Origin of the sequence: Streptomyces sp. NPDC015032 (assembly GCF_043080425.1) — a bacterium.
GTDB lineage: Bacteria > Actinomycetota > Actinomycetes > Streptomycetales > Streptomycetaceae > Streptomyces.
The window spans coordinates 76,324-101,672 of record NZ_JBIBVN010000014.1 but is presented as its reverse complement, the minus strand read 5'-3'; the positions used below and the strand labels follow the sequence as shown (position 1 = coordinate 101,672).

At 69.5% G+C, this 25,349-nt stretch carries 27 protein-coding genes and 1 pseudogene; 2 read left to right on the top strand and 26 right to left on the bottom strand.

Annotated features, from left to right (window positions below):
• Positions 1-33: 33 nt before the first annotated feature.
• The 5 genes from ACF08M_RS21185 to rpsB all read right to left on the bottom strand — a co-directional run bounded on the left by ACF08M_RS21185 (position 34) and on the right by rpsB (position 4,810).
• Positions 34-1,119, bottom strand: a complete 1,086-nt coding sequence (locus ACF08M_RS21185; RefSeq protein WP_392186787.1) for a phosphatidate cytidylyltransferase — start codon at positions 1,117-1,119, stop codon at positions 34-36.
• The gene (frr, locus tag ACF08M_RS21180) at positions 1,119-1,676 is read right to left on the bottom strand and encodes a ribosome recycling factor (RefSeq protein WP_392186786.1); all 558 of its coding nucleotides are present in this window, start codon (positions 1,674-1,676) and stop codon (positions 1,119-1,121) included. The genes ACF08M_RS21185 and frr overlap by 1 nt, the downstream gene beginning before the upstream one ends.
• A 346-nt stretch (positions 1,677-2,022) precedes the next feature.
• Positions 2,023-2,799 carry a UMP kinase gene (gene pyrH, locus ACF08M_RS21175; protein WP_392186785.1) on the bottom strand — a complete coding sequence of 259 codons (777 nt, stop codon included), beginning with the start codon at positions 2,797-2,799 and terminating at the stop codon, positions 2,023-2,025.
• A 160-nt stretch (positions 2,800-2,959) separates the two neighbouring features.
• The gene (gene tsf, locus ACF08M_RS21170) at positions 2,960-3,814 is read right to left on the bottom strand and encodes a translation elongation factor Ts (RefSeq protein ID WP_392186784.1); all 855 of its coding nucleotides are present in this window, start codon (positions 3,812-3,814) and stop codon (positions 2,960-2,962) included.
• Between the two features lie 99 nt (positions 3,815-3,913).
• Positions 3,914-4,810, bottom strand: a complete 897-nt coding sequence (gene rpsB / locus ACF08M_RS21165; protein ID WP_392186783.1) for a 30S ribosomal protein S2 — start codon at positions 4,808-4,810, stop codon at positions 3,914-3,916.
• 277 nt (positions 4,811-5,087) lie between these two features.
• Between rpsB and ACF08M_RS21160 the strand changes: the two are divergent.
• Positions 5,088-5,537, top strand: a pseudogene (locus tag ACF08M_RS21160) (peptidoglycan DD-metalloendopeptidase family protein); the annotation flags it as partial.
• A 215-nt stretch (positions 5,538-5,752) separates the two neighbouring features.
• Here the strand turns inward: ACF08M_RS21160 and ACF08M_RS21155 are convergent.
• From ACF08M_RS21155 to proS, 20 genes are all read right to left on the bottom strand, one after another.
• Positions 5,753-6,319 (bottom strand): TetR/AcrR family transcriptional regulator, encoded by a 567-nt coding sequence (locus ACF08M_RS21155; protein ID WP_392186868.1) that lies wholly within the window; start codon positions 6,317-6,319, stop codon positions 5,753-5,755.
• 118 nt (positions 6,320-6,437) lie between these two features.
• Positions 6,438-7,274 (bottom strand): RNA polymerase sigma factor WhiG, encoded by an 837-nt coding sequence (gene whiG / locus ACF08M_RS21150; protein WP_362209127.1) that lies wholly within the window; start codon positions 7,272-7,274, stop codon positions 6,438-6,440.
• 242 nt (positions 7,275-7,516) lie between these two features.
• Positions 7,517-8,809: a DNA-processing protein DprA gene (gene dprA / locus ACF08M_RS21145; RefSeq protein ID WP_392186782.1), complete on the bottom strand. Its 1,293-nt coding sequence runs from the start codon at positions 8,807-8,809 to the stop codon at positions 7,517-7,519.
• Positions 8,806-10,431, bottom strand: coding sequence for a YifB family Mg chelatase-like AAA ATPase (locus ACF08M_RS21140; RefSeq protein ID WP_392186781.1), 1,626 nt, complete (start codon positions 10,429-10,431; stop codon positions 8,806-8,808). The genes dprA and ACF08M_RS21140 overlap by 4 nt, the downstream gene beginning before the upstream one ends.
• Positions 10,431-10,790, bottom strand: a complete 360-nt coding sequence (locus ACF08M_RS21135) for a YraN family protein (protein WP_392186780.1) — start codon at positions 10,788-10,790, stop codon at positions 10,431-10,433. The genes ACF08M_RS21140 and ACF08M_RS21135 overlap by 1 nt, the downstream gene beginning before the upstream one ends.
• Before the next feature lie 177 nt (positions 10,791-10,967).
• Positions 10,968-11,276: a DUF2469 domain-containing protein gene (locus ACF08M_RS21130; RefSeq protein WP_005311352.1), complete on the bottom strand. Its 309-nt coding sequence runs from the start codon at positions 11,274-11,276 to the stop codon at positions 10,968-10,970.
• Positions 11,277-11,340: 64 nt separating this feature from the next.
• Positions 11,341-11,829 carry an NUDIX hydrolase gene (locus ACF08M_RS21125; RefSeq protein WP_392186779.1) on the bottom strand — a complete coding sequence of 163 codons (489 nt, stop codon included), beginning with the start codon at positions 11,827-11,829 and terminating at the stop codon, positions 11,341-11,343.
• Positions 11,819-12,565: a signal peptidase I gene (gene lepB, locus ACF08M_RS21120; protein WP_392186778.1), complete on the bottom strand. Its 747-nt coding sequence runs from the start codon at positions 12,563-12,565 to the stop codon at positions 11,819-11,821. The genes ACF08M_RS21125 and lepB (ACF08M_RS21120) overlap by 11 nt, the downstream gene beginning before the upstream one ends.
• A gap of 50 nt (positions 12,566-12,615) precedes the next feature.
• Positions 12,616-13,536, bottom strand: a complete 921-nt coding sequence (gene lepB / locus ACF08M_RS21115; RefSeq protein ID WP_392186867.1) for a signal peptidase I — start codon at positions 13,534-13,536, stop codon at positions 12,616-12,618.
• Between the two features lie 310 nt (positions 13,537-13,846).
• The gene (locus ACF08M_RS21110) at positions 13,847-14,254 is read right to left on the bottom strand and encodes a hypothetical protein (protein ID WP_392186777.1); all 408 of its coding nucleotides are present in this window, start codon (positions 14,252-14,254) and stop codon (positions 13,847-13,849) included.
• Positions 14,255-14,417: 163 nt separating this feature from the next.
• On the bottom strand, positions 14,418-15,314 hold the full coding sequence (gene lepB / locus ACF08M_RS21105) for a signal peptidase I (protein ID WP_392186866.1): 897 nt from the start codon (positions 15,312-15,314) through the stop codon (positions 14,418-14,420).
• Positions 15,214-16,293 carry a signal peptidase I gene (gene lepB, locus ACF08M_RS21100; protein WP_392186776.1) on the bottom strand — a complete coding sequence of 360 codons (1,080 nt, stop codon included), beginning with the start codon at positions 16,291-16,293 and terminating at the stop codon, positions 15,214-15,216. The genes lepB (ACF08M_RS21105) and lepB (ACF08M_RS21100) overlap by 101 nt, the downstream gene beginning before the upstream one ends.
• The gene (gene lepB, locus ACF08M_RS21095; protein ID WP_392186775.1) at positions 16,286-17,056 is read right to left on the bottom strand and encodes a signal peptidase I; all 771 of its coding nucleotides are present in this window, start codon (positions 17,054-17,056) and stop codon (positions 16,286-16,288) included. The genes lepB (ACF08M_RS21100) and lepB (ACF08M_RS21095) overlap by 8 nt, the downstream gene beginning before the upstream one ends.
• Before the next feature lie 45 nt (positions 17,057-17,101).
• Entirely contained in the window at positions 17,102-17,452 is a 351-nt protein-coding gene (rplS, locus tag ACF08M_RS21090; protein ID WP_392186774.1) for a 50S ribosomal protein L19, read from the bottom strand.
• A gap of 167 nt (positions 17,453-17,619) precedes the next feature.
• Positions 17,620-18,441, bottom strand: coding sequence for a tRNA (guanosine(37)-N1)-methyltransferase TrmD (gene trmD, locus ACF08M_RS21085; RefSeq protein WP_392186773.1), 822 nt, complete (start codon positions 18,439-18,441; stop codon positions 17,620-17,622).
• Entirely contained in the window at positions 18,441-19,025 is a 585-nt protein-coding gene (gene rimM / locus ACF08M_RS21080; protein ID WP_392186772.1) for a ribosome maturation factor RimM, read from the bottom strand. Before rimM ends, trmD begins: the two co-directional genes overlap by 1 nt.
• 79 nt (positions 19,026-19,104) lie before the next feature.
• Positions 19,105-19,344 (bottom strand): RNA-binding protein, encoded by a 240-nt coding sequence (locus ACF08M_RS21075; protein WP_005311361.1) that lies wholly within the window; start codon positions 19,342-19,344, stop codon positions 19,105-19,107.
• Between the two features lie 2 nt (positions 19,345-19,346).
• Complete coding sequence (gene rpsP / locus ACF08M_RS21070) at positions 19,347-19,790, bottom strand: 30S ribosomal protein S16 (protein ID WP_392186771.1); 444 nt, start codon at positions 19,788-19,790, stop codon at positions 19,347-19,349.
• Between the two features lie 157 nt (positions 19,791-19,947).
• Entirely contained in the window at positions 19,948-20,541 is a 594-nt protein-coding gene (locus ACF08M_RS21065) for a hypothetical protein (RefSeq protein WP_072487235.1), read from the bottom strand.
• Positions 20,542-20,778: 237 nt separating this feature from the next.
• Positions 20,779-22,194 (bottom strand): proline--tRNA ligase, encoded by a 1,416-nt coding sequence (gene proS, locus ACF08M_RS21060; RefSeq protein WP_392186770.1) that lies wholly within the window; start codon positions 22,192-22,194, stop codon positions 20,779-20,781.
• Positions 22,195-22,432: 238 nt separating this feature from the next.
• Between proS and ACF08M_RS21055 the strand changes: the two genes are divergently transcribed.
• Positions 22,433-23,287, top strand: coding sequence for a class I SAM-dependent methyltransferase (locus tag ACF08M_RS21055; protein WP_392186769.1), 855 nt, complete (start codon positions 22,433-22,435; stop codon positions 23,285-23,287).
• A 30-nt stretch (positions 23,288-23,317) separates the two neighbouring features.
• Here ACF08M_RS21055 and ftsH read toward each other — a convergent pair whose 3' ends face one another.
• On the bottom strand, positions 23,318-25,231 hold the full coding sequence (gene ftsH, locus ACF08M_RS21050) for an ATP-dependent zinc metalloprotease FtsH (protein WP_392186768.1): 1,914 nt from the start codon (positions 25,229-25,231) through the stop codon (positions 23,318-23,320).
• Positions 25,232-25,349 lie beyond the last annotated feature (118 nt).

The following is a 25,349-nucleotide window of genomic DNA, read 5'->3' as shown; positions in this document are numbered from 1 at the left end:
TGCCCAGGTCAGGGCGGTGAACCGTCCGGAGGATCAGCCGGATCCCACGAAGAGCACCAGCAGCAGCCAGACCACCGGGGCGGTCGGCAGCAGCGAGTCCAGCCGGTCCATGATCCCGCCGTGCCCCGGCAGGAGCGTGCCCATGTCCTTGATGCCGAGGTCCCGCTTGATCATCGACTCGCCCAGGTCACCGAGAGTGGCACTGGCCGCGACCGCGAGCCCCAGCAGCAGCCCCTGCCACCAGGAACCGTCGTCGATCAGCAACTGCATGCACAGCGCACCGGCGACCATCGCGAAGGCGATGGCCCCGAACAGGCCCTCGCGGGTCTTCCCGGGGCTGATGCGCGGCGCGAGCTTGTGCTTCCCGAAACGCCAGCCGACGGCGTACGCACCGGTGTCGCTGACCACCGTCAGCAGCAGGAAGGTGAGCACCCGCTGCGGTCCGTCGTCCGCGGTCAGGAGCATGGCAACGAAAGTGGCCAGGAACGGCACGTAGAACGCGGCGAACACGCCGGCCGTGACGTCCTTGAGGTAGCCCTCCGGAGGCTGGGTCATCCGCCAGACGAGCACCGCGAGCGCCGTCAGCGCCATCGCCACCCAGGCACCCTCGGCGCCCCGCCAGTATCCGGCCACGACCATCGCGGCGCCGCCGACCGCCAGCGGGACGAGCGGCGCCTTGATGCCCTTGCGCTCCTCCAGCCGCGAGGTGAGCTCCCACAGGCCCACGACGACGGCGACGGCAATCACACCGACGAAGACGGCCTTCACGATGAACAGCGAGGCGACGATGACGGCACCGAGCCCCACACCGACCCCTATGGCGGCTCGCAGATCACGGCCCGCACGTTTCTTCTGCGGGGGCGGTGGCGCGGTGGACATGGGCTCCTGCGGCTTCTCGTCGCGGAACAGGGGGCCGCCGTTCAGGCGTGCGGCCCCCCGGTCCCGTTCATCACGGTCGTCAGCGTCTCTACCTGCGTCGGGGGCGTCCGGCACGATGGGCATGGGCCGAGTCTGCTGGGCGTCATGCACATCGTATGCAGGACCCGCCGGAGCGGCCTGCATCTCGGGCGGACCCCAGTGGCCGGCTCCCTGCGGGGCGCCCCAGGAAGAGTCGTCCATCAGACTTCGAGCAGCTCGGCTTCCTTGTGCTTGAGCAGCTCGTCGACCTGCGCGACGTACTTCGCGGTGGTGTCGTCGAGCTCCTTCTCGGCGCGACGCACCTCGTCCTCGCCGGTCTCCTTGTCCTTGACCAGCTTGTCGAGCGTCTCCTTGGCCTTGCGGCGCACGGCCCGGATGGAGATCTTCGAGTCCTCCGCCTTCGCCTTCGCGACCTTGATGTAGTCGCGGCGACGCTCTTCGGTGAGCTCCGGGAAGGTCACCCGGATGATATTGCCGTCGTTGCTCGGGTTGACCCCGAGGTCCGAGTCGCGGATGGCCTGCTCGATGTTGCGCAGCGCGCTCTTGTCGAACGGCGTCACGACAGCCATGCGCGGCTCGGGCACCGAGAACGAGGCGAGCTGGTTGATCGGGGTCAGCGCGCCGTAGTAGTCGGCGACGATCTTGTTGAACATCGCCGGGTGGGCACGGCCGGTACGGATCGCGGCGAAGTCCTCCTTCGCGACGACGACGGCCTTCTCCATCTTCTCCTCGGCCTCAAGGAGGGTTTCTTCGATCACCACGTGCTCCTGCGTGTCTTGAGTGGGCCCGGCGTGCTCGGGCCCGACGGGTCCTGGGTCGCGTCCTCACCTGCACGGTGTCCGACCGGCAGGCCGTTGTCCATCCTTCGGGTCCTGTCCCGGGGTGTTCCCCGCAGGCCCCGGGCCCTCCCGTGGCTTCCCGGGAAGGCCCTCCGGTTCTCAGAGCCTGTCGGGTGACCTTCGATCGGGTAGCGGACGCGGTCTGGTGCGTGCGATTCCAAGGCGCCGGGATGTCCTCGTAGCGGAGCTACTTGGGCATTTCGGCAACGCGGGAAGCGTGCGTGCCAGGGCGTGGCCGCCCGATCAGAGGTCACCCGACAGGCTCTCAGGCCCGGGTGCCGTGGTCGCTCACGAGCGTGCCGATCTTCTCACCCTTGACCGCGCGGGCGATATTGCCCGTGGCGGTCAGCTCGAAGACGAGGATCGGCAGCTGGTTGTCACGGCAGAGCGTGATGGCGGTGGCGTCGGCGACCTTGAGATCGCGGGCGAGCACCTCGCTGTACTCAAGAGCGTCGAACTTCACCGCGTCGGGGTTGGTCTTCGGGTCTGAGTCGTAGACCCCGTCCACTCCGTTCTTGCCCATGAGCAGACCCTGCGCACCGATCTCCAGGGCGCGCTGGGCGGCGGTGGTGTCGGTGGAGAAGTACGGCATCCCCATGCCGGCGCCGAAGATGACGACGCGGCCCTTCTCCAGGTGGCGCACGGCGCGCAGCGGGATGTAAGGCTCCGCGACCTGCCCCATGGTGATGGCGGTCTGGACGCGGGAGTCGATGCCCTCCTTCTCCAGGAAGTCCTGGAGCGCCAGGCAGTTCATGACCGTGCCGAGCATGCCCATGTAGTCGGACCGGGCCCGGTCCATACCGCGCTGCTGGAGCTCGGCACCGCGGAAGAAGTTGCCGCCGCCGATGACGACCGCGATTTGCGCGCCGTCGCGGACGACTGCCGCGATTTCCCGGGCGATGGCGTGTACGACGTCGGGGTCGACACCGAGACCCCCGCCGCCGGCAAACGCCTCTCCGGACAGCTTCAGCATGAAGCGTCCGGGCACCTTGCCGTCATCGAGCTTGTGGTCACCTTTTGCGGCGTCCGCGCCCTTGTTCATGGAGATTCTCCTCGTGCACATACGAAGAAGGCCATTGCCGGTGGGTCTGGTGTCCCTCAGCGGCAATGGCCTCCTCGTCAGATCTGCGGTCGTACGGCATGTGTGCGGCCGACGACTGCACTGGACCCTGTCCGGGGCCCACCGTTGTTCGCGGACGGACTCAGATGCCGACCTTGATGCGCGAGAAGCGCTTCAGGGTGACACCGGCCTCGTCCAGAACCTTCTGGACGGACTTCTTGTTGTCCTTGGCGAACGCCTGCTCCAGGGCGACGACGTCCTTGAAGAAGCCGTTGACGCGACCCTCGACGATCTTCGGAAGGGCAGCCTCGGGCTTGCCCTCCTCGCGAGAGGTGGCCTCGGCGACACGGCGCTCGTTCTCGACCGTCTCGGCCGGGACCTCGTCGCGGTTGAGGTACTTCGGGGCGAAGGCGGCGATGTGCTGCGCGACGTCCTTGGCGACCTCTGCAGCCGCCTCGTCCGAGGCGGTCCCCTTGTCGAGATCGACCAGGACGCCGACCTGCGGCGGGAGGTCGGGCATCGTGCGGTGCATGTATGCAGCCACGTAACCGCCGGTGAACTGCGCGAAGCGGTCCAGGACGATCTTCTCGCCGAGATTGGCGTTGGCCTCGTCGACGTACGCCTGGACGGTCTTGCCGGCCTCGATCTCGGAGGCGAGCAGCGCGGCCAGGTCGGCCGGAGAGGTCGCGGCGACGTGGGCGGCGAGCGTGTTGGCGACGGTCTGGAACTTCTCGCCCTTGGCGACGAAGTCCGTCTCGCACTTCAGCTCGAGCAGAACGCCGGAGGTCTTGTCCTCGGAGATGAGGGAGACGACGGCACCGTTCTCGGCAGAACGGCCCTCGCGCTTGGCGACGCCCTTCTGGCCCTTGATACGGAGCTCCTCGACGGCCTTGTCGACGTTGCCGTCGGCCTCGTCGAGCGCCTTCTTGCAGTCCATCATGCCGGCGCCGGTCAGCTCGCGGAGCTTCTTGACGTCAGCGGCGGTGTAGTTCGCCATGAGTCTGTGTTTCTCTCTCGAAGTCTGAAAGATCTACGGGTGAACGGCGGGGGCGGTGCTTGTCACACCGGCCCCCGCCGTCATCAGCCGTGACGGGTGTCAGGCCTGCTCGGCGTCCGCGGCCGGGGCCTCGGCGGCAGGGGCCTCGGCCGGCTTCTCGGCGGCGTCGGCGACCTTCTCGGTCTCGGCGGAGGTCTGCACCTCGGCGTCGGCCTTCTTGTCGCCCTCGAGCAGGTCGCGCTCCCACTCGGCGAGCGGCTCGCCGGCCGCCTTCTCACCCGGCTTCGAGTCACCGGTCGCGGCACCGGAACGGGCGATGAGGCCCTCGGCGACGGCGTCGGCGATCACGCGGGTGAGCAGGGTGACGGAGCGGATCGCGTCGTCGTTGCCCGGAATCTTGTAGTCGACCTCGTCGGGGTCGCAGTTGGTGTCGAGGATCGCGACGACCGGGATGTGGAGCTTACGCGCCTCACCGACGGCGATGTGCTCCTTCTTGGTGTCGACGATCCAGACGGCGCTCGGCACCTTCTGCATCTCGCGGATACCACCGAGGGTCTTCTCCAGCTTGGCCTTCTCGCGGGAGAGGACCAGGAGCTCCTTCTTGGTGAGGCCGGAGGCGGCCACGTCCTCGAAGTCGATGAGCTCGAGCTCCTTCAGACGCTGAAGGCGCTTGTAGACGGTGGAGAAGTTGGTGAGCATGCCACCGAGCCAACGCTGGTTGACGTACGGCATGCCGACGCGCGTCGCCTGCTCGGCGATGGCCTCCTGGGCCTGCTTCTTGGTACCCACGAACATGATGGAGCCGCCGTGGGCGACGGTCTCCTTGACGAACTCGTAGGCGCGGTCGATGTACGACAGCGACTGGAGCAGGTCGATGATGTAGATGCCGTTGCGCTCGGTGAAGATGAAGCGCTTCATCTTCGGGTTCCAGCGACGGGTCTGGTGACCGAAGTGGACGCCGCTTTCCAGCAGCTCCCGCATCGTGACGACGGCCATGGCCGTACTCCTTGAGGTGCTCGGTTGCCGCGACAGCAGGATTGCTGTCGCGCCTGACGCCCCGACGCGCCGTGCCACGAGGGACCGAGGAGCGCGGCCACCGTCCGCAGAGAGGGAGGTGGCGGGGCGTGCGAAGTCGACCCGGTGACCCGGATCGCCATAGGAAGTGTACGGGACGGGCCGGGCGCCGGGTGACGGCGTTGTCCACAACCGGTCGGTAGTCCACAGATCCGGTTCATGATCCCCGCGAATCCGCGCGGCGCGGGACCGTTGCGCCATGCGATGCACACCTGATCCGACCGTCTCCCTCCACCTGCACCGACTCCGGTTCCGCGAGGCCGCGCTCGTGGCGGTGACCGCCCTCCTCGCGGCGCTGTGCGGCACGCCGGCCGCTGCCGCGGCAGCGGGATCCCTGCCCGCAGCCGTGTGGCCGCTTGCGGGGCGGCCTGCGGTCGTACGGGGCTGGGAGCCGCCGGCCGGCCCTTACGGGCGCGGTCACCGCGGGGTGGATCTCGCCACGGAGCCGGGTACGGCGGTGCTCGCCGCGGCCTCGGGCCGGGTCTCGTTCGCAGGGCGCGTGGCGGGACGCGGGGTGGTGGCGATCGAGGTGTCCCAGACCGGTGATCCGCCGCTGCGGACCACGTACGAACCGGTGCGGGCGCTGGTCGCGAAGGACGAGGAGGTGGTGGCGGGACAGGTCGTGGCGATCGTGGGGGCGGGGCCCTTCCACTGCGCGTCGGGCTGTCTGCACTGGGGGCTGCGGCGCGGTGACGCGTATCTGGATCCGCTGTCGCTGCTGCCGCCCGAGCTGCTGCGACGGGGGCCGTCCCGGCTGCTGCCGGTGTTCGGTGTGCCGGAGCCACGGCCGTCGGCCGAGGGGGCCGGGGACGGACTCGCCGCCCCCGGCGTTCTGCTCGTCGTCGCCGCGGTGCGGCCCCGACGTCAGTCCCGTACGCCCCGCACGCCTCGCAGGACCATGGCGACGGCGGTGTCCGCGATCACGCCCGGCTCCTCCGCCACACCGAGTTCGATACGCCGAACGGCGGCGTCCACCGAACCCTGCAGCAACATCGCCGCCAGCCTCGGCTGTTCATGGCCGAGGCCGCCGAGCGCCTCGACGATCATGGCGATCAGCCCGCCGTGCGCGGCCCTGATCTTCTCGCGGGCGCCCGCGTCCAGCTCGCTCGCCGAGATCGCGACGACCGCCCGGTGGCGGCGGTCCCCGACGAGATCGAGCTGCCGCCGTACGTAGGCCTCGATCTTCGCCTCCGGCGTGGCGGCCTGCTCCATCGCACTCTCGACCTCGGCCGCCCAGACGGGGAAATCGACGGCGCAGAGCTCTTCGACGACGGCCGCACGGGAGCGGAAGTACTCGTACACGGAGGACCTGGCGAGGCCCGTGCGTTCGGCGAGGGCAGGGAAGGTCAACGCTTCCGTACCACCCTCGGACAGCAGGGAGCGGGCGGCGTCCAGGAGGGCGCCGCGCTGCATGGTCCGGTGCTCGGCCACCGAGGCCGCTCGAATCCTGGGCACCCGTCCACTCTACGGCGACCGGTGTTCGGGAGGGCGAGTACGGCCCTGATCGGTGGCCGAAGCGACCACGGTCCGTGGTGGCCGCCCGGTGGTCTCAGCGCCCGGCGTCGGCCAGTTTCGCCCGCAGTTGCAGCACCGATTTGGTGTGGATCTGACTGACCCGGCTCTCGGTGACTCCGAGCACGTTGCCGATCTCGGCGAGGGTGAGGCCCTCGTAGTAGTAGAGCGTGACAACTGTCTTCTCGCGCTCCGGAAGGGTATTGATCGCCCGGGCGAGCAGCCGTCTGAGCTCACGGCCCTCGGCGACCTCCACCGGATCGTCGGCGGCGGTGTCCTCGAGCGTGTCCATCAGGCTCAGCCGGTCGCCGCCCTCGCCGCCGACATGCAGCAACTCCTCCAGCGCGACCACGTTCGCCAGCGACAACTGGCTGAAAACCGCGTGCAGTTCCTCCAGCGCGATACCCATTTCCGCAGCGACCTCCGGCTCGGAGGGGGTTCGCCGCAGCTGCGCCTCCAGCGTGGCATAGGCGCGTTCCACGGCCCGTGCCTTCTGGCGCACCGAACGCGGGATCCAGTCCAGCGCCCGGAGTTCGTCGATCATCGCGCCCCGGATGCGGGTGATCGCGTATGTCTCGAATTTGATCGCGCGCTCGATGTCGAACTTCTCGATCGCGTCGATCAGCCCGAAGACCCCCGAGGAGACGAAGTCCGCCTGCTCCACGTTGGACGGCAGGCCCACACTCACCCGGCCCGCAACGTACTTCACCAGCGGCGAGTAGTGCAGGATCAGCTGCTCCCGCAGCCGCTCGTCGCCCGTGGACTTGTATGAACGCCACAACTCGTCGAGCGAGGAGGGGGCGGGGGGACGCACAGTGCCACGCGCAGCCGGTGGTACTGCCGCGCGGTCAGACCCGGAGGTGTGCTGGGGCATGTGGTGCCTTGAGCCGTTCTGCTGTGGAGTGCCGGGGGACTTGTGTCTGAGTCGGGATCCTTGTGAGCGTAGCGTGACCAAGGCGTCGCGGTCCGCGCAGGACGATGGATCGGCACTGTGCGATTCCGGCCGGTCGAACATGACTGGAGCCCGGGGCCGTCGCCGTGCGCGCCGGCCCCGGAGGCGTCACTGAAGGATCCGCCGAGGTCATCGGCATCACCTTTTCACCCGAATGCTCCAGGTCAAGTACCGCCTCGCCGCGCGTCGCCATTGCATATACGCCGCGGCGTCAACTGCCATCCATCGCCATCGCGTTCGACGAACCCCAGTGAGTGCAGTTCGTACAGTCTGCCGAGTGCTTCGTCGACGCTCGTTCCCGCCGCACGGGCCACATCACGCCCGCCGACGGCGCCGCGGGACGGCAGCGCGTCGAGGATCCTGGCGGAGACCGCGTCCAGCAGGTCTCTGGGGTGTACGGGGCCGCGCCTGGCCGGAGCGAGCTCGCCGATGTCCCCCACGAGTTCGGCGACCTCCGCGGCGTCCGTCACCAGAACGCCCTCCCCGCGCAGGAGTTCATGGACTCCTGCCGACAACCCACTGGTGGCGGGTCCGGGCACGCCCATCGTGAAGCGGCCGAGCCGCTGCGCGTCGCGCGCGGTGACCAGCGAACCGCTGCGGTACTCGGCCTCGACCACGACGGTCCCGCGCGTCAACGCGGCGATGACGCGGTTCCGGAGAATGAATCTGCTGCGGGTCGGATGATCGGACGGTGGTAATTCGCCGATGACGAGACCCTGTTCCGCCATGCGCCCGATCAGCTCGGCATGCCCCCGGGGATAGGCGACGTCCACCCCGCAGGCCAGGACCGCCATCGTCGCCCCGCCGACGGCGAGCGCACCGCGATGCGCCGCCCCGTCCACCCCGAACGCCGCTCCCGACACGACCACCCATCCCAGCTCGGCGAGCCCCGCGCCGAGGCTGGCCGCCATGTGGGCCCCGTACGGCGTGCAGGCGCGGGCCCCGACCACGGCGACCGAGCGCAGCGCCCAGAGCCGCAGATCGCGCGGCCCCCGCACCCACAGGCCGGTCGGCCTGGCGTCCCCCAGGTCGTCGAGCTGGCTGGGCCACTCGCGCTCGCCCGGACAGACGAACCGTCCGCCGAGCGCGGCGACCGCCGCCAGGTCCCGCTCGGGCTCCGGGTCCACGGCCCGCAGCCGGTATCCGGCGAGACGTTTCGGAGTCATGCCGCTCAGTTGCGCCGCGGCGCCGTCCCTGGTGGTGATCCGCCGCATCAGTTCGACGGCACCGAGCTCGCGCAGCCATCGGCCCCCGCGCTCGTCCCCCGGTTCCAGGACACGGGTCAGCGCGGCCCGCGCCAGACGTTCCCGGTCGCTCACCGCCACCCCCGGCCCCGCCTCCGCCTCCGCCTCCGGTTCCGGTTCCGGTTCCGGGCCGGTCCCTGCACCGCGTTCCGGGTCCCACCCCGGTGGACGCCGCGGCCGCTGCCCCGGGTCGTGGTCCGCCCGCGGTGTCATGACACCCCGGCCTTCGTCGGGGCGCCCCGTGGAATCCCGGTCCGCAGTTCCAGCGCCGCCGCGATGTCGGACGCCTCCGGACGGTCGGCGCCGCGCAGATCGGCGACCGTCCAGGCCACCCTGAGCACCCGGTCCAGGCCCCGAGCGGTGAGCATGCCGCGTTCCATGTCCCGTTCGGCCGCCATGAGCGCTCCCGGTGCCGCGACCAGCCGGGTCCGCAGCTCATGGCCGGGCACCTCGCTGTTGGTGGTCCACGCGGTGCCGGCCAACCGCTTCGCGGCCCGTGCCCTGGCCTCCTGGACGCGGGCCGCGACGGAGGCCGTCGACTCGCCCCTGCCGCCCTGCCCCAGCAGGTCCGCGCGTCCGACGGGATCGACGCACACCCGCAGATCCACCCGGTCGAGCAGCGGCCCGGAGAGTCTCGCCTGATAGCGCCTGACCGTCGACGGCGGGCACTCGCAACCGGCTCCGCTGAGCGTGTGCCGGCCGCACGGACAGGGGTTGGCGGCCAGCACCATCAGAAATCTGGCGGGCAGCCGCACCACCCCGGCGCTGCGGGCCACCACCACATGCCCCGACTCCAGCGGCTGACGCAGGGCGTCCAGCGCCCGCATGGAGAACTCCGGCGCCTCGTCGAGAAAGAGAATTCCCCTGTGCGCAAGGGATACCGCGCCGGGCCGCGGCAGCCCATTGCCCCCGCCGACCAGTGACTGCATCGTCGCCGAGTGGTGCGGTGCGCAGTACGGCGCGCGGGTGACCAGCGGTTCCCCGGGCGGCAGAATGCCGGCCACGGAGTGCACCGCGGTGACTTCCAGAGACTCCTTCCTGGTGAGCGTCGGCAGGATCGCCGGCAGCCGCTCGGCCAGCATGGTCTTGCCGGCTCCGGGCGGCCCGGAGAGCAGGAGGTGGTGACCACCCGCCGCGGCCACCTCCAGCGCCTTGCGGGGCCGCCGCTGTCCCGCCACATCCGCGAGGTCCGGCGGGTTGCCGTCCCCCTGCCCGGACCCCCGGGCGAGCCCCGTGCCGATGCCCGCGCCGGGCACCATCAGCCCGGACAGCAGGGCGTCGGGGCGCCCGTCGTCATCGGGCTGCCGCTCGTCCGGCACCGGATCGTCACAGAGCACCGCGATCAACTGCCGCAGGCTCCGCACCCCGAGAACCGAGACCCCGGGAACCAGCGCCGCCTCCCCCGCGGTCTGCTCGGGCACGACGACCTGGCGGTATCCGGCCTCCGCCGCGGCGAGCACGGCGGGCAGCACCCCGCGCACCGGCCGTACCCGGCCGTCCAGCCCGAGCTCACCGATCATCACCACGTCGGCGATGGACGCCGGATCGATCCGCTCGGCCGCTCCCAGCACCGCGCAGGCGACCGCCAGATCGAAACCGGAGCCGCCCTTCGGCACCGAAGCCGGCGACAGACCCACCGTGAGCTTCTTCTGCGGCCACTCGGCCCCGGAGTTCACGACCGCGGCCCTGACCCGGTCCCGGCTCTCCACCAGGCTCTTGTCCGGCAGCCCCACCAGGGTGAACGCGGCCACCCCCGCCTCCAGATCCGCCTGGACCTCCACCACCACACCCTCGACGCCGACGAGCGCCACCGAACACGCCCGTGCGAACCCCATCAGGCCACCCCGCGCGCATGCTCGACAACGGGTGCCCCTCGTCGGGGCAGCACCACGCCGACCAGGTCGATCCGGACCCCGCCGGACGGCGGGCCGCCGTGCCGGTGGAGCCAGATCCCGGCCAGTCGCCGCAGCCGCTCCGCCTTGACCGGGGTGACGGCCGCCATCGGATGTTCGAAGGCACCCGCTCTGCGGGTCTTCACCTCACAGACCACGAGTGCGTCGGCGTCCATCGCGACGATGTCGATCTCACCGGCACGACAGCGCCAGTTCCGTTCCAGTACGGACATGCCGGCATCGGTCAGCAGCCGCGCCGCCAGATCCTCGCCGTACCGCCCGAGTGCCCCCCGTGCGTTCATATCGGCACCACCTCCGGGACCGACTCTGACGCGTTCGGTCCCGGCTCGTGGATCTTGGTGGACAACTCCGGGATTGTGGACAACCCGGCCACCCGAAGGAGGGAATCAATCCCCCGAGGCGAGAATCAGTCCCTGGAGTGGGAACCAATTCCCCTGGTATCCCCTCGACGGGCAGGCTCAGCTGCCCGGAAGTTCAAGATCGCTCTTGTTGAGCTCCTCGATGTTGACGTCCTTGAACGTCAATACCCGTACCTGCTTGACGAAGCGCGCGGGCCGGTACATGTCCCAGACCCAGGCGTCCGCCATGGATACTTCGAAAAACACCTCGCCCTGAACCGAGTGCACCTGCATCTCGTAGTCGTTGGTGAGGTAGAAGCGCCGTTCGGTCTCGATCACGTATTTGAACAGACCGACGACATCTCGGTACTCCCGGTAGAGCTTCAGCTCCATCTCGGTCTCGTACTTTTCGAGGTCCTCGGCGCTCATTGGCATGTTCCCCTTCAGCCGTGCGTGCCCCCATTGTGCGCCAGACCCCGGCGCCCCTGGACGCTTAGGCGATTTCGGGGGCCAGAACCAGTGGCGTACGCGGAGGACCCTCGTCGAGCAGCGTGCGCAGCAGCTCGGCGAGCCTGGTCGGGTACACCGTCTCACGCGCCGCCGACAGTTCGGCGGAGGTCCACCACCTCAGACCCGCGACGCTGCGCTGCTCCAGCCCGGTCAGCCCACTGGTATCGGTGTCGGTCTGTGTCGTACGCGCCAGGAAGTACCACTCGTCCTGGTCCCAGCGGCGCCCGTCGAACGGGAACGAGCACATCCGTTGCCAGAGCAGCGGTCCCAGCTCGACATCGGTGATCCCGGTCTCCTCGGCGAGTTCGCGAAGCGCGGCCTGTTCCCGGGTCTCCTCGCCCTCCAGACCTCCGCCCGGGGTGAACCACCAGGTGCTCCCGGGGTCCTCCGGTTCGAACCCGTGTATCAGAAGAATGCGGTCGTCGGGGTCCAGAAGCACCACCCGGGCGACCTTCCGCTTCTCAGTGTCCACCGGTCGTCGCCCTTTCCCGCCCGCTCTGCGCCCGTCGCGCGGACCGGGCCGCGATCGGACCGTACGCGGCGCCGGCGAGGATGAGCACCACGCCGGCCACCACCGCACCGAGCTGCCACCGCAGCGGCCCGGGCGACGACACCCCGCCCGGGAGGGCTGCGAAGGCCTGCGGCCGCCCGATCATGCCGTCCATCGGCCAGGCGATGGCGTCCACCCGGGCCTGCACCGCGCCTCGCGGCACGGAGCCCTGTCCCGGGTCGTCCAGATGGACCCGGGAATCCAGCGAGGAGGCGCGCTCGTCACCGAGCAGGAAGAGCTGTCCCTTGGGCACGTCCGCCGTGAAGTTGTTCACCGAGGCGGGGCCCTTGGTGTGCAGATACGGTTCTTCAATGGATATGCCGTTGACGGTGAGACGGCCCTTGTCGCAGCAGGCGATCTTGTCGCCGCCGATCCCGACGACCCGCTTCACCATCGGCATGGCGCCCCACGCCGGATCCGTGAAGACCACCACATCGCCGCGGTGCACCTCGCTGCCGTCGATCCGCTGAGCGAGCACCCGGTCGCCGGCGTGCACCGTCGGTGTCATCGACTCGGTCGGCACGGAGTACGGCCTGTACACCACGGCCCCCCAGGCGAAACCGCCGAGGAAGAGCACACAGCCGACGGCCACGGCCAGCCCCGACAGCATGCTGCCGAGCCGACCGCGGCCGTCACCCGTACGTCCTGTTGCACTCATCCCAGCGCCCCCACCTCGGAGATCGACAACCGCTGATCCGAGTCGGCACACTACCCGGCGGTACGCCCGCTGATCAGCCTCCGCCTGCGCCGGATCACAATCGGCACAGCGCCGGCGATACCGATCGCACCGGGCGCCACGGCCGCCACGGCACTCAAACCCGGCTGGTCGAAGGTGTCCGGGACCGGCAGCGTCGCCCAGCGGTTGATCGGCCACGCCACCACTACGGCCCGCCCCACGACGTCCTTGACGGGTACAAAGCCCTTGGTCGCATCCTCGGTGTGATAGCGCGAATCCCAGGAGTTCTGCCGGTGGTCGCCCATCACCCAGATCTTGCCTTCGGGCACCTTGAGCGGCCCGAAGGGCATGTCGTCGCACGCCGTGTCACCTGGGAAGATGTACGGCTCGTTGAGCGCCTTCCCGTTGACCTTGACCGGACCACCCTTCGCACACTCCACCGTGTCGCCGCCGACCGCAATCGTCCGCTTGATCAGGTCCTTCTCCTCGGCGGACGGCATCAGACCGATGAAACTGAGGAATTCCTGCACCACGTTCGGCTCAGGAGTCGGCTGCCCGTCCAGCCAGTTGCCCGGATCATGGAACACGACCACCTCACCACGTTCGGGCTCCCCGCCGAACCACGGTGTCAGCTTGTCCACCAGCACCCGGTCGCCACGCTGCAGCGTGTCCTGCATCGAGTCCGACGGAATCGAGAACGCCTGCACCAGAAACGTCTTGATCAGCAGCGCGAGAACCAGCGCAATACCGATGAGCAGGGGCAGCTCCTTCCAGAAGGAACGCTGCTTCCCTACTCCCTTGCCAGCCCCGTCCGCAGTGTGGGCATTCGCGAGCGCGTCTGGATCCTGTGCCTCTCCTGCAGGATCGAAGGCAGACTCAGCGGGCTGCTCGGGCCTCTTCGTGGGCTCTCCATGTCCAGGTCGTGCACCGGCAGCCACGTCGCTCACATCCAGTCCTCACTCTGCGTCCACACCTGCCCTCTGGGCCCTGTCCATTCACAGACCCACTGCCCCGAACAACGAGCGGGAGTTCCCCAGGGCTACTGCTTGTCGGACCACCTCGTCGTCTGCGGACTGCCTGGCGTCCCGGCCCACCCACCACCGGCAACCGCCCTCCGGTTGCTCAGCGTGCTCGTCGAGCAACCGGAGGGCGGTTCATCGTGCCATCTGGTACCCGCGTCACGGGCACCAGCATCCATTATCGCGTACCGGACGGCCTGGGCTGTCCGGCCCATCTCCGACCAGCGGAGACGGGGGACCGGGCTCAGGTCGTGCCACACACCCAGCTGGAGGCGAACCCGCCGATCTCACCGGTGGACGGGTGGCCGAGGCCGGCCTTGATGCAGATCTTCACGCCCTCCGGGAAATTGTGACTGTCTTCTTTCTTCGTGGTGCCGTTGCCGTTGCTGTTCCACACCATGAAGTCGTAGCCCTCGCCCGTCTTGATGGGCGCCACATCGACCTTGAGAGCGGCGGAGAAGTTGTCCGCACACGTGTCCTTGAGGTACAGCGTGTCCCCATTGCTGATGAACCAGCCGTCGGACGTGTGGGTGCAGGAGCCGTAACCGTAGGAGTGCCCCGTGTCGGCGGTAGCCGGAGAGCTCGCAACTGCCACGCCTACGACGGCCGCGGCAACAGCGCCCATGACCTTCACCCGAGAAATACGTGCCACATCTTCCCCCTTGACCAGTTGTACTGAACAGTCGTCAAGATGCTATAAGCAACAGTCCGGCGAGCAACTCCACATCTACCTAATTTTGCTGTTACTTGATCACGACTTCACGGCGACATCCTGCCAAATCAACACGACTCAACAGATCACGACAGCCCGTCAGTCAATTCTGCCGACCGGAACCCAGGCCGGCCCGCCTGCGCCAAATCACGATCGGCACAGCGCCGGCGAGGCCGATCGCTCCGGGCGCCACGGCCGCCACGGCACTCAAACCCGGCTGGTCGAAGGTGTCCGGGACCGGCAGGGTCGCCCAGCGGTTGATCGGCCATGCCACGACGATGGCCCGGCCGACGACCTCGTCGTTGGAAACCGTGCCGCCGCCCGGCAGCTCCTGGTGGTAACGGGAGTCGCGGGAGTTCTGGCGGTGGTCGCCCATCACCCAGATCCGGCCCTCGGGCACCTTGATGGGGCCGAACGGCTCGTCGTTGCAGGGCGTGTTCCCCGGGAAGATGTACGACTTGTCGTCCAGGGCCTTGCCATTGACGACGACGGGGCCGTCCTCCTTGCACTCCACCGTGTCTCCGCCGACCGCGATGACCCGCTTGATCAGGTCCTTCTCCTCGGCGGACGGCATCAGTCCGATGAAGCTGAGGAACTTCTGCACCACATTCGGATTGGCCGCCTGGGTGGTCTCCAGCCAGCCGCCCGGGTCGTGGAAGACCACGACCTCGCCCCGCTTGGGCTCCGCACCGAACCACGGGGTCAGCTTGTCAACCAGCACCCGGTCGCCCCGCTGGAGCGTGTTCTGCATCGAGTCCGAGGGGATCGAGAACGCCTGCACCAGAAACGTCTTGATCAGCAGCGCGAGAACCAGCGCGATGCCGATGAGCAGGGGCAGCTCCTTCCAGAAGGAGCGTGGCTTCTTCAGGGCTGCACCACCACCGTCCGAAGAGTTTCCGTCACTCCCCGCACGGTCCGCCGCCCCGGCCGACTCGACATTCTCCGGATTGCCCGGCCGGTCCTCGGGTTCCTCGTGTCCGGATCGTGCGCCGACCGCCAAATCCCCCACATCCACTCCTTACTCCGTGCCACCGCCCGCGCCCTAGCCGGTGCAGGCCCACCACTCCCATAACGAGCGGGAGTTCCGCAGGGGTCGGGAGAGGGATCACTCCGTTCGGATCCTTGGACAACACACTATTCGACGCGCCCGAAACAGCGGCCGTCCCGGCGCGCGCGTCAGGGACCGAGTCGAATGTCGCCGGTTCCTCCAGTTTTCGCCAGTGCCCGAAGGGCCAGGCGATGACCACAGCACGTCCCACGACCTCGTCCTCGGAAACCGTGCCGTGGCCCGGCTCGTCCAGGTGGTAGCGCGAATCGGCCGAATCCGACCGGTGGTCGCCCATCACGAAGATCCGGCCGGCCGGAACCTTTACCTCGAATTTGATGAGGGAGGGCGGATTACCGGGGTTCAGATAGGGCTCGTCGAGCGGTACGCCGTTGACGGTGATCCGGCCGTCCTTGTCGCAGCACTTCACGGTGTCGCCGCCGACCGCGACCACCCGCTTGATCAGGTCCTGCTCGTCGTCCGACGGCAGCAGCCCGATGAAGGTCAGCGCCTCCTTCACCTGCTTGACGACGACGGGCGGGTTCTTCTTGTCGGCGTTCTCCTGCTTCAGCCAGTGGTCCGGGTCCTTGAAGACGACCACGTCACCGCGCTGGGGCCGGGACCCGAACCAGGGTGTCAGTTTGTCGACGAGCACCCGGTCACCGATCCGGATGGTCTGCTCCATCGATCCCGACGGGATCACGAAGGCCTGCACCAGGAAGGTCTTGAGCACGAGCGCGATCAGCAGCGCCACGGTGATGAGAAGGGGGATCTCCCGGACTGCCGACCGGCGCCGCCGCCGCTTGACCTTGCGGGCCAGTCTGCGCCGCTCCGCCCTGGTCGGCAGCGAGCGCCCCGCCCTCGGCCGGGGGCCGTCCGACGGCGGTGTCTCCGGGTCGGCGGCCCCGTCCTGCCCCCGGCTCCGGTTACCCATGGGCCCCGCCCGGCACCCGTACGCCGGAGAAGGCCGCGCTGTCCGGCAGCGAGCCCAGCCGGCCCAGCGGCCAGCCGATCCAGTCCACCCTGCCGATCACCATGTCGACCGGGACCATGCCACCGCCCGGCTCTCCCAGGTGGTCGCGCGAGTCACGGGAATTACTGCGGTGGTCGCCCATCATCCACAGCGTGCCGTCGGGGACCACGATGTCGAAGCGCACCTGGGACGGCACATCACCCGGGTACAGATAGTCCTCGTCGACCGGGTGGCCGTTCACCTCGACCCTTCCCCGCTTGTCGCAGCAGACCACCCGGTCGCCCCCCACGCCCACCACCCGCTTCACATAGTCGGTCCCGGCGGGCTCCGCCAGGCCCAGGTGCGCGGCCACGCCGTGCAGCAGTTCAGTGACGGGATTGCCCCGGGGCGGCTCCTGCACGAAGGAACCGGTGCCGTCGAAGACCACCACATCGCCGCGGTGCGGTTCGGAGCCGAAACGATACGCCAGCTTGTTCACCAGCACCCGGTCCCCCACCCGCAGGGTGGACTCCATCGAGCCGCTGGGGATCAGGAAGGGCTGCACCACGAAGGCGCTGACGAGCAGCGCGAAGACCGAGCAGACGGCTCCGAGCACGGCGGCCCGCCGCCACGGCACCGAGGCGGTCAGCCGCTCGGGGATACGCGAGGAGCGCGGCCCCTCCTCCGTCCCTGCTGCGGGTACGGAGGAGCGGTCGCGCTCCGAGGGCTTGGCTTCCGTGTCCATCGGGGCCAGAGCTTAACCGGCTGTCCTGTGGACCTGGGAGTCAGCTCAGTTGTCGCGCTTCTCCTTGATCTTCGCGGCCTTGCCGCGCAGCTCACGGAGGTAGTACAGCTTGGCGCGGCGGACGTCACCGCGGGTGATGAGCTCGATCTTCTCGAAGATCGGGCTGTGCACCGGGAAGGTGCGCTCGACGCCGACGCTGAAGGAGACCTTGCGGACCGTGAAGGTCTCGCTGACGCCCGCGCCCTGGCGGCGGATGACCACGCCCTTGAACTGCTGGATACGGGAGCGGTTGCCCTCGATCACTCGCACGTGGACGTTGACGGTGTCACCGGGGCGGAACGCCGGGACGTCCGTGCGCAGCGATGCGGCGTTGACGTCATCGAGCAGGGAAGCCATGTTGTCTGCTTTCTTCGCCGATGCCACAGGTCATCGACGGGAATTCGTGAGGAGATGGAAGTGCTGATCGCGCCGGACGGGCGTCGTGACCGCTCCCATGGGTATGGGAGTCGCAATGGTCGCTTTCCCCCTGTGGCAGGGGCGCACGTCGGACGTACAGCAGCGGCCTATTCTTCCACGGCCTCGGGCCTGCGCCAAAATCGGCCCCCGGGCTCGGGTGACCAGCCGAGGATGGAGAGGATCTCGCGGTCCTTCTTGTCGAAGGCGCTCGCCTCGCAGCGCTCGATGAGATCGGGCCGGTGCAGCGCGGTGCGACGGAACGCCTCGTCCCGCCGCCAGCGTGCGATCTTCCCGTGGTGCCCGCTGAGCAGGACGTCCGGGACGCCTCTGCCGCGCCACTCGGGCGGCTTGGTGTAGACGGGCCCCTCCAGCAGGTTGGCCATCGCGCCGGGGGCGAACGAGTCGTCCTGGTGAGATTCGGCATTGCCGAGCACGCCGGGCAGCAGCCGGGCCACCGCCTCCGTGATCACCAGTACCGCGGCTTCCCCGCCGGCCAGCACGTAGTCGCCGATGGACACCTCGACGACCGGCACGCGGGTCGCGTACTCGTCCATCACCCGTCGGTCGATGCCCTCGTAGCGGGCCGGAGTGAAGATCAGCCACGGCCGCTCGGAGAGCTCGACGGCGAGCTCCTGGGTGAACGGACGGCCGCTGGGCGTGGGCACCACGAGCACCGGGGAGTGCGCCCCTGCCTCGTACCCGGACGCGAGCGCGTCGTCCAGGGCCTCGCCCCACGGCTCGGTCTTCATGACCATGCCGGGGCCACCGCCGTACGGGGTGTCGTCGACCGTGTTGTGCCGGTCGTGCGTCCAGTCACGCAGGTCGTGCACGTGCACATCGAGGCGCCCGCGCGCGCGGGCCTTGCCGACGAGGGAGACGTTCAGCGGCTCCAGGTACTCCGGGAAGATCGTGACGACGTCGAGGCGCATCAGACGTCCTTCCCGGTCCCGGGCGTCTCGCCCCCGTCGCTCTCCTCGTCGCGCGAGGAGTCGATCACGGCTTGGCTCTCGTCGATCAGACCGGGCGGCGGGGTGATCACCGCGCGCTGCTCGTCGAGATCGATCTCGGTGACGATCTCCTCGACGAACGGGATCATCACCTCGCTGCCGTCCGGCCGCTCGACGATGAAGAGGTCCTGGGACGGCAGATGTGTGATCTCGGTGATGCGGCCGACCTCGGTGCCGTCGGCGAGGACCACATCGAGGTCCATGAGCTGGTGGTCGTAGAACTCCTCGGGGTCCTCGGGGAGTTCCGCCGGGTCGACCTCGGCGATCAGGAGCGTGTTGCGCAGGGCCTCGGCAGCCGTACGGTCGCGTACGCCCTCGAAGCGCAGCAGCAGCCGTCCGCTGTGCACCCGGCCGGTCTCGATCGTCAGCGGTCCGGCGCCGGCCGGTTCGGTGGCGAGTACGGCCCCGGGCGCGAGCCGCAGCTCCGGCTCGTCCGTACGCACCTCGACGGTGACCTCGCCCTTGACCCCATGGGCACGGCCGATCCGCGCGACTACCAACTGCACCTTGTGTCTCTCCTGTCATACGACGACGGGCCGGGGCGGGCGCTTGGCCCTCCCCGGCCCGTGCCGGTGTTCAACTCTGTCAGCGAACCTGATCCACATCGACGAGGTCGACGCGGATGCCACGGCCGCCGATGGCGCCCACGACGGTGCGCAGCGCGCGTGCGGTGCGGCCGTTGCGGCCGATCACCTTGCCGAGGTCGTCGGGGTGGACCCGGACCTCCAGCACGCGACCACGGCGCAGGTTGCGCGAAGCGACCTGCACATCGTCAGGGTTGTCGACGATGCCCTTCACGAGGTGCTCGAGAGCCTCCTCGAGCATGCTCAGGCCTCGGTCGACTCGGCGGACGCAGCCGCGCCGGCAGCCTCGTCCGCCTTCTTGTCGGACTTCTTCGCCTTCTGCGTGATGGCCTCGCCCTTGGACTCCTCGCCGGTGTCCTTGGCCAGGGCCTCGAACAGGGCGCGCTTGTCAGCCTTGGGCTCCGGCTGCAGCAGCGGCGCGGGGGCCGGAAGACCCTTGTGGGCCTGCCAGTCACCGGTGAGCTTCAGGATCGCGAGAACCGGCTCGGTCGGCTGGGCGCCGACGGACAGCCAGTACTGCGCACGCTCCGAGTTGACCTCGATGCGCGAGGGGTTCTGCACCGGGTGGTACAGGCCGATCTCCTCGATGGCCCGGCCGTCACGGCGGGTACGGGAGTCGGCGACGACGATGCGGTAGTGAGGCGAACGGATCTTGCCCAGACGCTTCAGCTTGATCTTGACTGCCACGGAAGTGGTGTCTCCTGGTCTATGACGTGGTTGGGCACAACGAAGATGCCACGTGGGGTTGCGGTACTCGGGTGCCCGATGGACGCGTCAGCCGGAGGAGAGAGGGGTCCTGTGCGACTGTCGAGTACAGCTTGCCATTGTGCCACACCGCACCGGGTCACCCCACCGCGACCGCGGCTTCAGGGATGCGGAACGGCTTTCCGCAGCCACCGCAGACGATCGGCGCCTGCGCCAGCACCGACGGGACGACCCGCACATTGCGTCCGCAGTCGCAGACGGCCTTGACGCGGACGCCTCCGCCGGAGGAACCGTGCCGGGCGGCCGGCCCGCGGAAGGAACGCTTGGTGTCGGCGGCGGTGGCGACCGTGTGCGCCTTGAGGGCGCGCTGCAGCCGCTCGATCGTCGGGCGGTACCTGCGCTTGGCCTCGGGGTTGAGCGCGACCAGCGAGAAACCGCTGCTGGGGTGGGGCTCCTCGGCGTGGTCGAGGCCCAACTCCTCGGCAATCGCGAGGAATCGTCGGTTGTGGTAGCGGCCGGCCCGCGAGGTGTCGCGGACACCTCTCGCGGCGGCGATGCCATGGACTGCCTCGTGGAGCAGTCGCTCGAAGGAGAGCTCGGCGCCACAGGCGGACGAGGACTCTCCGATCAGGGACTCGGGCGCGGCTAGATCGGGCAGCTCGGGGTGGTACCGCTGAATGTCGGCCCACGCCTGTGCCAGCTCTGCGGCAAGTACAGGTGGTGTCGTGCTCACGTCGTGACAACGAGCGCGGGTGCCCCGGTGTTCCGATTCCGGGCCATCCCAAATAATTTGCACGTACCAGTCAGTTGCCGTTGATGCGTCCTGACGAGGGCGGGTGCGCAGATCTGCGGAGAAGTCTCACAGCTCGCACCAAGGTGGTACGTAGCAGCCCGTACGTCCGTACGTGCAGAAGGCAACTGTACGCCGGGCCGTCCGTCGGCCGGGGAGGCGGGTGAGGCGGGTGAGGCGTCAGTAGGCCCGGGCCACCAGAGCGACAGTACCGGGGGCGTCGTCCGAGTCCGGCACCGACCCGTCCTCGGCGACCAGGCACCGTACGGACACCCCGTGCTCCGCGAGCCGGGCCTCCCCCGCCGGGCCGAGGGCCGACCAGGCGATGCGTGCCCAACCGCCCGCGGCCGCCGCCTCCACGGCCTCCTCGACGGACGCGACCTCGGTGGTGGCCGACTCGCGTCTGCTCCGGGACTCCCGCAGCAGGGCCGCCTGGTCCTCCTCCAGAACGGCCGGAAGCAGCGTGGCCAGGGCCTCGATCGCCACCGGCTCCTTCCCGCCGGGGACGCGCCGGGCCAGCATCACGGTGCCGTTCTCCAGGTCGCGCGGGCCGACCTCGATCCGTACCGGCACGCCCTTCAGCTCCCAGTCGACCGCCCGGCGGCCGAACGGGACGTCGGTGCGGTCGTCGACCTCGGCCCTGATCCCGCCGGCGCGCAGCCGCTCCCCGATCGACCGGACCGCGGCCTGCACCGCGTCTGCCTCCTTGACCGCGAGGACGACGGCCTGGACGGGGGCGAGGCGCGGCGGCACCCGGAGGCCGTGATCGTCGCCGTGCGCCATGATCAGACCGCCGACCATGCGGGTCGACGCGCCCCAGGAGGTCTGCCAGACGAGTTCCCGCCTGCCCTCCCTGGACAGGTAGCCGGTGTGGAAGGCCCTGGCGAAATTGGTGCCGAGCTCGTGGCTCGTACCCAGTTGCAGGGCCTTGCCGTCCCGCATCATTCCTTCGAGCGTCAGGGTGTTGACGGCCCCCGCGAAGCGCTCGGCCGGGGTCTTGCGGCCCAGGACCACATCGATGCCCAGGACGTTGACCATGAAGTCCGCGTAGACCTCCCGGTGGATGTGCGCGGCGTACTCCCGGGCCTCCTCGTACGTGGCGTGGGCGGTGTGGCCCTCCTGCCAGAGGAATTCCGTCGTGCGGAGAAAGACCCGCGGGCGCATCTCCCAGCGCACGACGTTGGCCCACTGGTTGATCATCAGCGGCAGATCCCGGTGGCTCCGGATCCATTTCGAAAAGTACTCGTTGATGATCGTTTCGGACGTCGGCCGCACCACCACGGGCTCTTCGAGCTCTTTTCCGCCGGCGCGGGTCACGATCGCGAGCTCCGGCGCGAAGCCCTCGACGTGCTCGGCCTCGCGTGTCAGGTAAGACTGGGGGATGAAGAGCGGGAAGTAGGCGTTCCGGGCGCCCGCCTGTTTGATCCGGGCATCCATATCCTGCTGCATCCGCTCCCACAGACCGTATCCGTACGGCCGGATGACCATGGTGCCGCGCACCGGACCGTTGTCCGCGAGTTCGGCCTTGTTGATCAGATCCTGGTACCAGCGGGGAAAGTCCTCGGCCTGGGGCGTGAGAACGGGTGCCTTTGCCATGGCGCGCATCGTACGGCGACACCACCCACCGCACGGGGCGACGGGCCCCTCCTCCACGGGCCGTACCCGCGGGCGCATCACCGGACCACACGACCATTGCCATCAGACCCCTGGGCGCGGGCGCGGATGCGCGGTTCTCCGACATACGGGGGAACGGGCGCAGACGCGCAGGGGGGAGCATCCACTCGGGCACGACCGATCGGACACGGCCGACCTCTCGGCGGATTGGGGCGCTTCCATGACACCAACGCTCGTCCGGCACCACAGCCACGCGGACACGGCCACCCCCGGGGACCCGGGGACCCGTGCCCGGGACTGGGCCGAGGTCCAGGAGCGGATGCTCGCGCCGCTGTACGAAGCGGTGTACGAGCGGCTCGAAGTGGGTACCGGCACCCGGCTGCTCTCCCTCGGCTGCGGCTCCGGTCTGGCGCTGCTGATCGCGGCCGCGCGCGGGGCGCGCGTCACGGGCGTCGACAGCGATTCCGAACGGCTGGCACTCGCGCGGGCCCGGTTGCTGCCCGATCCGGGGGCCGATGCCGGACTCCCGGCCGGACCCGCCCGGCTCCTCGACGGAGATCCGTCCGCGGCGGCCGACGAAGCCCCGTACGACCTGATCACGGCGTTCACCCCGATCGGCTGCTCGTCCGGTGACGGCGAACGGCTCGTGGACACGCTGCGGGCCGCCGTGCCGCTGGCCGCCCGGGGCAGCACGGTCGTCCTGACCGGGTGGGGGCCACCGGAACGGTGCGCGGTGGCGCCGGTGCTGCGAGTGGCGGGCCGGCGCTCCGACGAGTCCCGGGCGCCGCGCGCCGGCGGCTGGCGGCCCTGGGAGCGGGACGATCTGGAGGAAGTGGCGTTCCGGTCGGGTCTGAACCCGGACGGCTCCGGCCGGGTGGCGTGCCCGTTCGAGTACGCGGACATGGACAGCGCGGTACGGGGGCTGCTGTCGACGCGGCTCTTCGACGCCGCGGTACGGGCGACGGGCCGGGACCAGGTGGCCAGGGAGGTCGCGGAGGCCCTCCGTCCGCACCTTCGCCGGGACGGCACGATCTGGATGCCGAACGTCTTCCGCTATCTCGTGTGCACCACCTGAACCCCGCGGGCGCCGTGCGGGCCGCGTCGGCTACTTGGCCAGGCGGGGGATACCCGCCGCACGGTAGGCCGCGGCCTCGTCCAGCGTCTCGTTCTCCAGCAGTGCCGCGGCCAGCGAGTCCAGCCTCTCCCGGTTCTCGCGCAGGAGCCGGCACGCGGACTCGTAGCACTCGTCGACAATGCGGCGCATCTCGCCGTCCACCGTGTCGAGCGTCGCGGGGGCCGCGGAGAGCCCGTACGCCTGCTGGGCATCGCCCGGGATCGCCGTCAGCCTGCCCACCTTCTGGCTCATGCCCCAGCGGCCGACCATGCCGCGGGCCAGGTTGGTGACCTGCTCCAGGTCGCTCTCGGCGCCGGTGGTGACCATGCCGAAGACCACCTGTTCGGCGGCCATCCCGCCGAGCGCGCCGATGATGCGGCCGCGCAGGTACTCCTCGGTGTAGGAGTACTTGTCGGCATCCGGCGTCGAGAGGGTGACGCCCAGGGCCCGGCCGCGCGGCACGATGGTGACCTTGCGGACCGGGTCGGCACCCGGCTGGACCATGCCGAGCAGGGCGTGCCCGCTCTCGTGGTAGGCGGTCCGGTGGCGTTCCTCGTCCGACATGACCAGCGAGCGTTCCGCCCCCAGCTGGACCTTCTCCAGGGCGTCCGAGAGATCGGACTGGCTGACCTCGGGCTGCCGGCGCTTGACCGCGAGCAGCGCGGCCTCATTGGCGAGGTTCGCGAGATCGGCACCGGTCATTCCCGGGGTCGTACCGGCCACCTGGGCCAGGTTCACATCGTCGGCGAGCGGGATCTGCCGGGTGTGGATCTCCAGGATCGCCTCCCGGCCGGTCCGGTCCGGCGGGCTGACCTGGACGATCCGGTCGAAGCGGCCGGGCCGGGTGAGGGCGGGGTCGAGGATGTCGGCGCGGTTGGTGGCGGCGAGGACGACGACGCCCTCCGAGCCGGAGAAGCCGTCCATCTCGGTGAGGATCTGGTTGAGCGTCTGCTCGCGCTCGTCGTGCCCGCCCATGCCGGAGCCACCGCCGCGGGCCCGGCCGATGGTGTCGATCTCGTCGATGAAGACGATGGCGGGGGCGACCTTGCGCGCCTCCGCGAAGAGTTCCCGCACCCGGCTCGCGCCGACGCCGACGATCATCTCGATGAACTCGGAGGCCGATGCCGAGAAGAACGGCACTCCGGCCTCGCCCGCGACGGCCCGTGCGAGCAGTGTCTTGCCGGTGCCGGGCGGTCCCGCGAGGAGCACTCCCCCGGGCATCCGGGCGCCCATGCTCCGGTACGCCTGCGGGTTCTTCAGGAAGTCCACGACATCGTTGAGCTCGCCCTCGACCTCGTCGATCCCGGCCACGTCCTCGAAGGTGGTGCGCCTGCCGGCCTCCAGCTCGACGGGCTTGGGCGGGGCCTTGCGCCCGAAGCCGCCCATCCCGCTGCCCATGCCCTTGGCCATCCGCCGGGCGATGAACACCCAGAGCAGGACGAGGAGCAGCATCGGGGCCAGCGAGATCAGCAGGTTGGCGAGGAAGCTGCGCTGCTGGACGACGGGCTCGGCGGTGACCACGACGTCGCCCTTGACCAGTTCGGCCCAGAGGTTGTCGTTCGCGAAGGCGGGCCGCTGGGTGACGAACTTGGTGTACTTCTTGTCGGTCCCCGGGACCTTCGCCTCCTTCTTGAGCTGTCCCTGGATGGCGTCGCCCTTGGAGTAGATCTTGGAGACATTGCCCGAGGTGACCTGCTTGCTGAACTCCGTGTACGCGACCGTGCGCTGTTCCTCCCCGTTGAAGAAGGACAGCATCAGATTGGCGATCAGGTAGACGGCGAGCGCGGTCAGCAGCAGTCCGCCCCAGCCTCCCGGCATCTTCCGGCCCTGCGGCGGGGGCGGCGGCGCGCCCTCGGAGCGCCACGGCTGATCGGGTCGGTCGCGGGGAGGTACGGGGGTGGTCACGCGCGCTCCTCTGCCGACAGCAAGTGAATGCGACATTAGATGAAAAATCACCGCATGGCTCCCTGTGGGCTCTTCCAGTGGTCCCGCAGAGGGAAGCGGCGCCCGGTGGATGAAACCT

What these genes read in the sequence shown, in the direction of transcription:
- ACF08M_RS21185 (WP_392186787.1), bottom strand. Translation starts at nt 1,119, where the DNA reads ATGGACGACTCTTCCTGGGGCGCCCCGCAGGGAGCCGGCCACTGGGGT.
- pyrH (WP_392186785.1), bottom strand. Translation starts at nt 2,799, where the DNA reads ATGAACAAGGGCGCGGACGCCGCAAAAGGTGACCACAAGCTCGATGAC.
- tsf (WP_392186784.1), bottom strand. Translation starts at nt 3,814, where the DNA reads ATGGCGAACTACACCGCCGCTGACGTCAAGAAGCTCCGCGAGCTGACC.
- rpsB (WP_392186783.1), bottom strand. Translation starts at nt 4,810, where the DNA reads ATGGCCGTCGTCACGATGCGGGAGCTGCTGGAAAGCGGCGTCCACTTC.
- whiG (WP_362209127.1), bottom strand. Translation starts at nt 7,274, where the DNA reads ATGCCCCAGCACACCTCCGGGTCTGACCGCGCGGCAGTACCACCGGCT.
- dprA (WP_392186782.1), bottom strand. Translation starts at nt 8,809, where the DNA reads ATGACACCGCGGGCGGACCACGACCCGGGGCAGCGGCCGCGGCGTCCA.
- ACF08M_RS21140 (WP_392186781.1), bottom strand. Translation starts at nt 10,431, where the DNA reads ATGGGGTTCGCACGGGCGTGTTCGGTGGCGCTCGTCGGCGTCGAGGGT.
- ACF08M_RS21135 (WP_392186780.1), bottom strand. Translation starts at nt 10,790, where the DNA reads ATGAACGCACGGGGGGCACTCGGGCGGTACGGCGAGGATCTGGCGGCG.
- ACF08M_RS21130 (WP_005311352.1), bottom strand. Translation starts at nt 11,276, where the DNA reads ATGAGCGCCGAGGACCTCGAAAAGTACGAGACCGAGATGGAGCTGAAG.
- lepB (WP_392186778.1), bottom strand. Translation starts at nt 12,565, where the DNA reads ATGAGTGCAACAGGACGTACGGGTGACGGCCGCGGTCGGCTCGGCAGC.
- lepB (WP_392186776.1), bottom strand. Translation starts at nt 16,293, where the DNA reads ATGGGTAACCGGAGCCGGGGGCAGGACGGGGCCGCCGACCCGGAGACA.
- lepB (WP_392186775.1), bottom strand. Translation starts at nt 17,056, where the DNA reads ATGGACACGGAAGCCAAGCCCTCGGAGCGCGACCGCTCCTCCGTACCC.
- rplS (WP_392186774.1), bottom strand. Translation starts at nt 17,452, where the DNA reads ATGGCTTCCCTGCTCGATGACGTCAACGCCGCATCGCTGCGCACGGAC.
- trmD (WP_392186773.1), bottom strand. Translation starts at nt 18,441, where the DNA reads ATGCGCCTCGACGTCGTCACGATCTTCCCGGAGTACCTGGAGCCGCTG.
- ACF08M_RS21075 (WP_005311361.1), bottom strand. Translation starts at nt 19,344, where the DNA reads ATGCTCGAGGAGGCTCTCGAGCACCTCGTGAAGGGCATCGTCGACAAC.
- proS (WP_392186770.1), bottom strand. Translation starts at nt 22,194, where the DNA reads ATGGCAAAGGCACCCGTTCTCACGCCCCAGGCCGAGGACTTTCCCCGC.
- ACF08M_RS21055 (WP_392186769.1), top strand. Translation starts at nt 22,433, where the DNA reads ATGACACCAACGCTCGTCCGGCACCACAGCCACGCGGACACGGCCACC.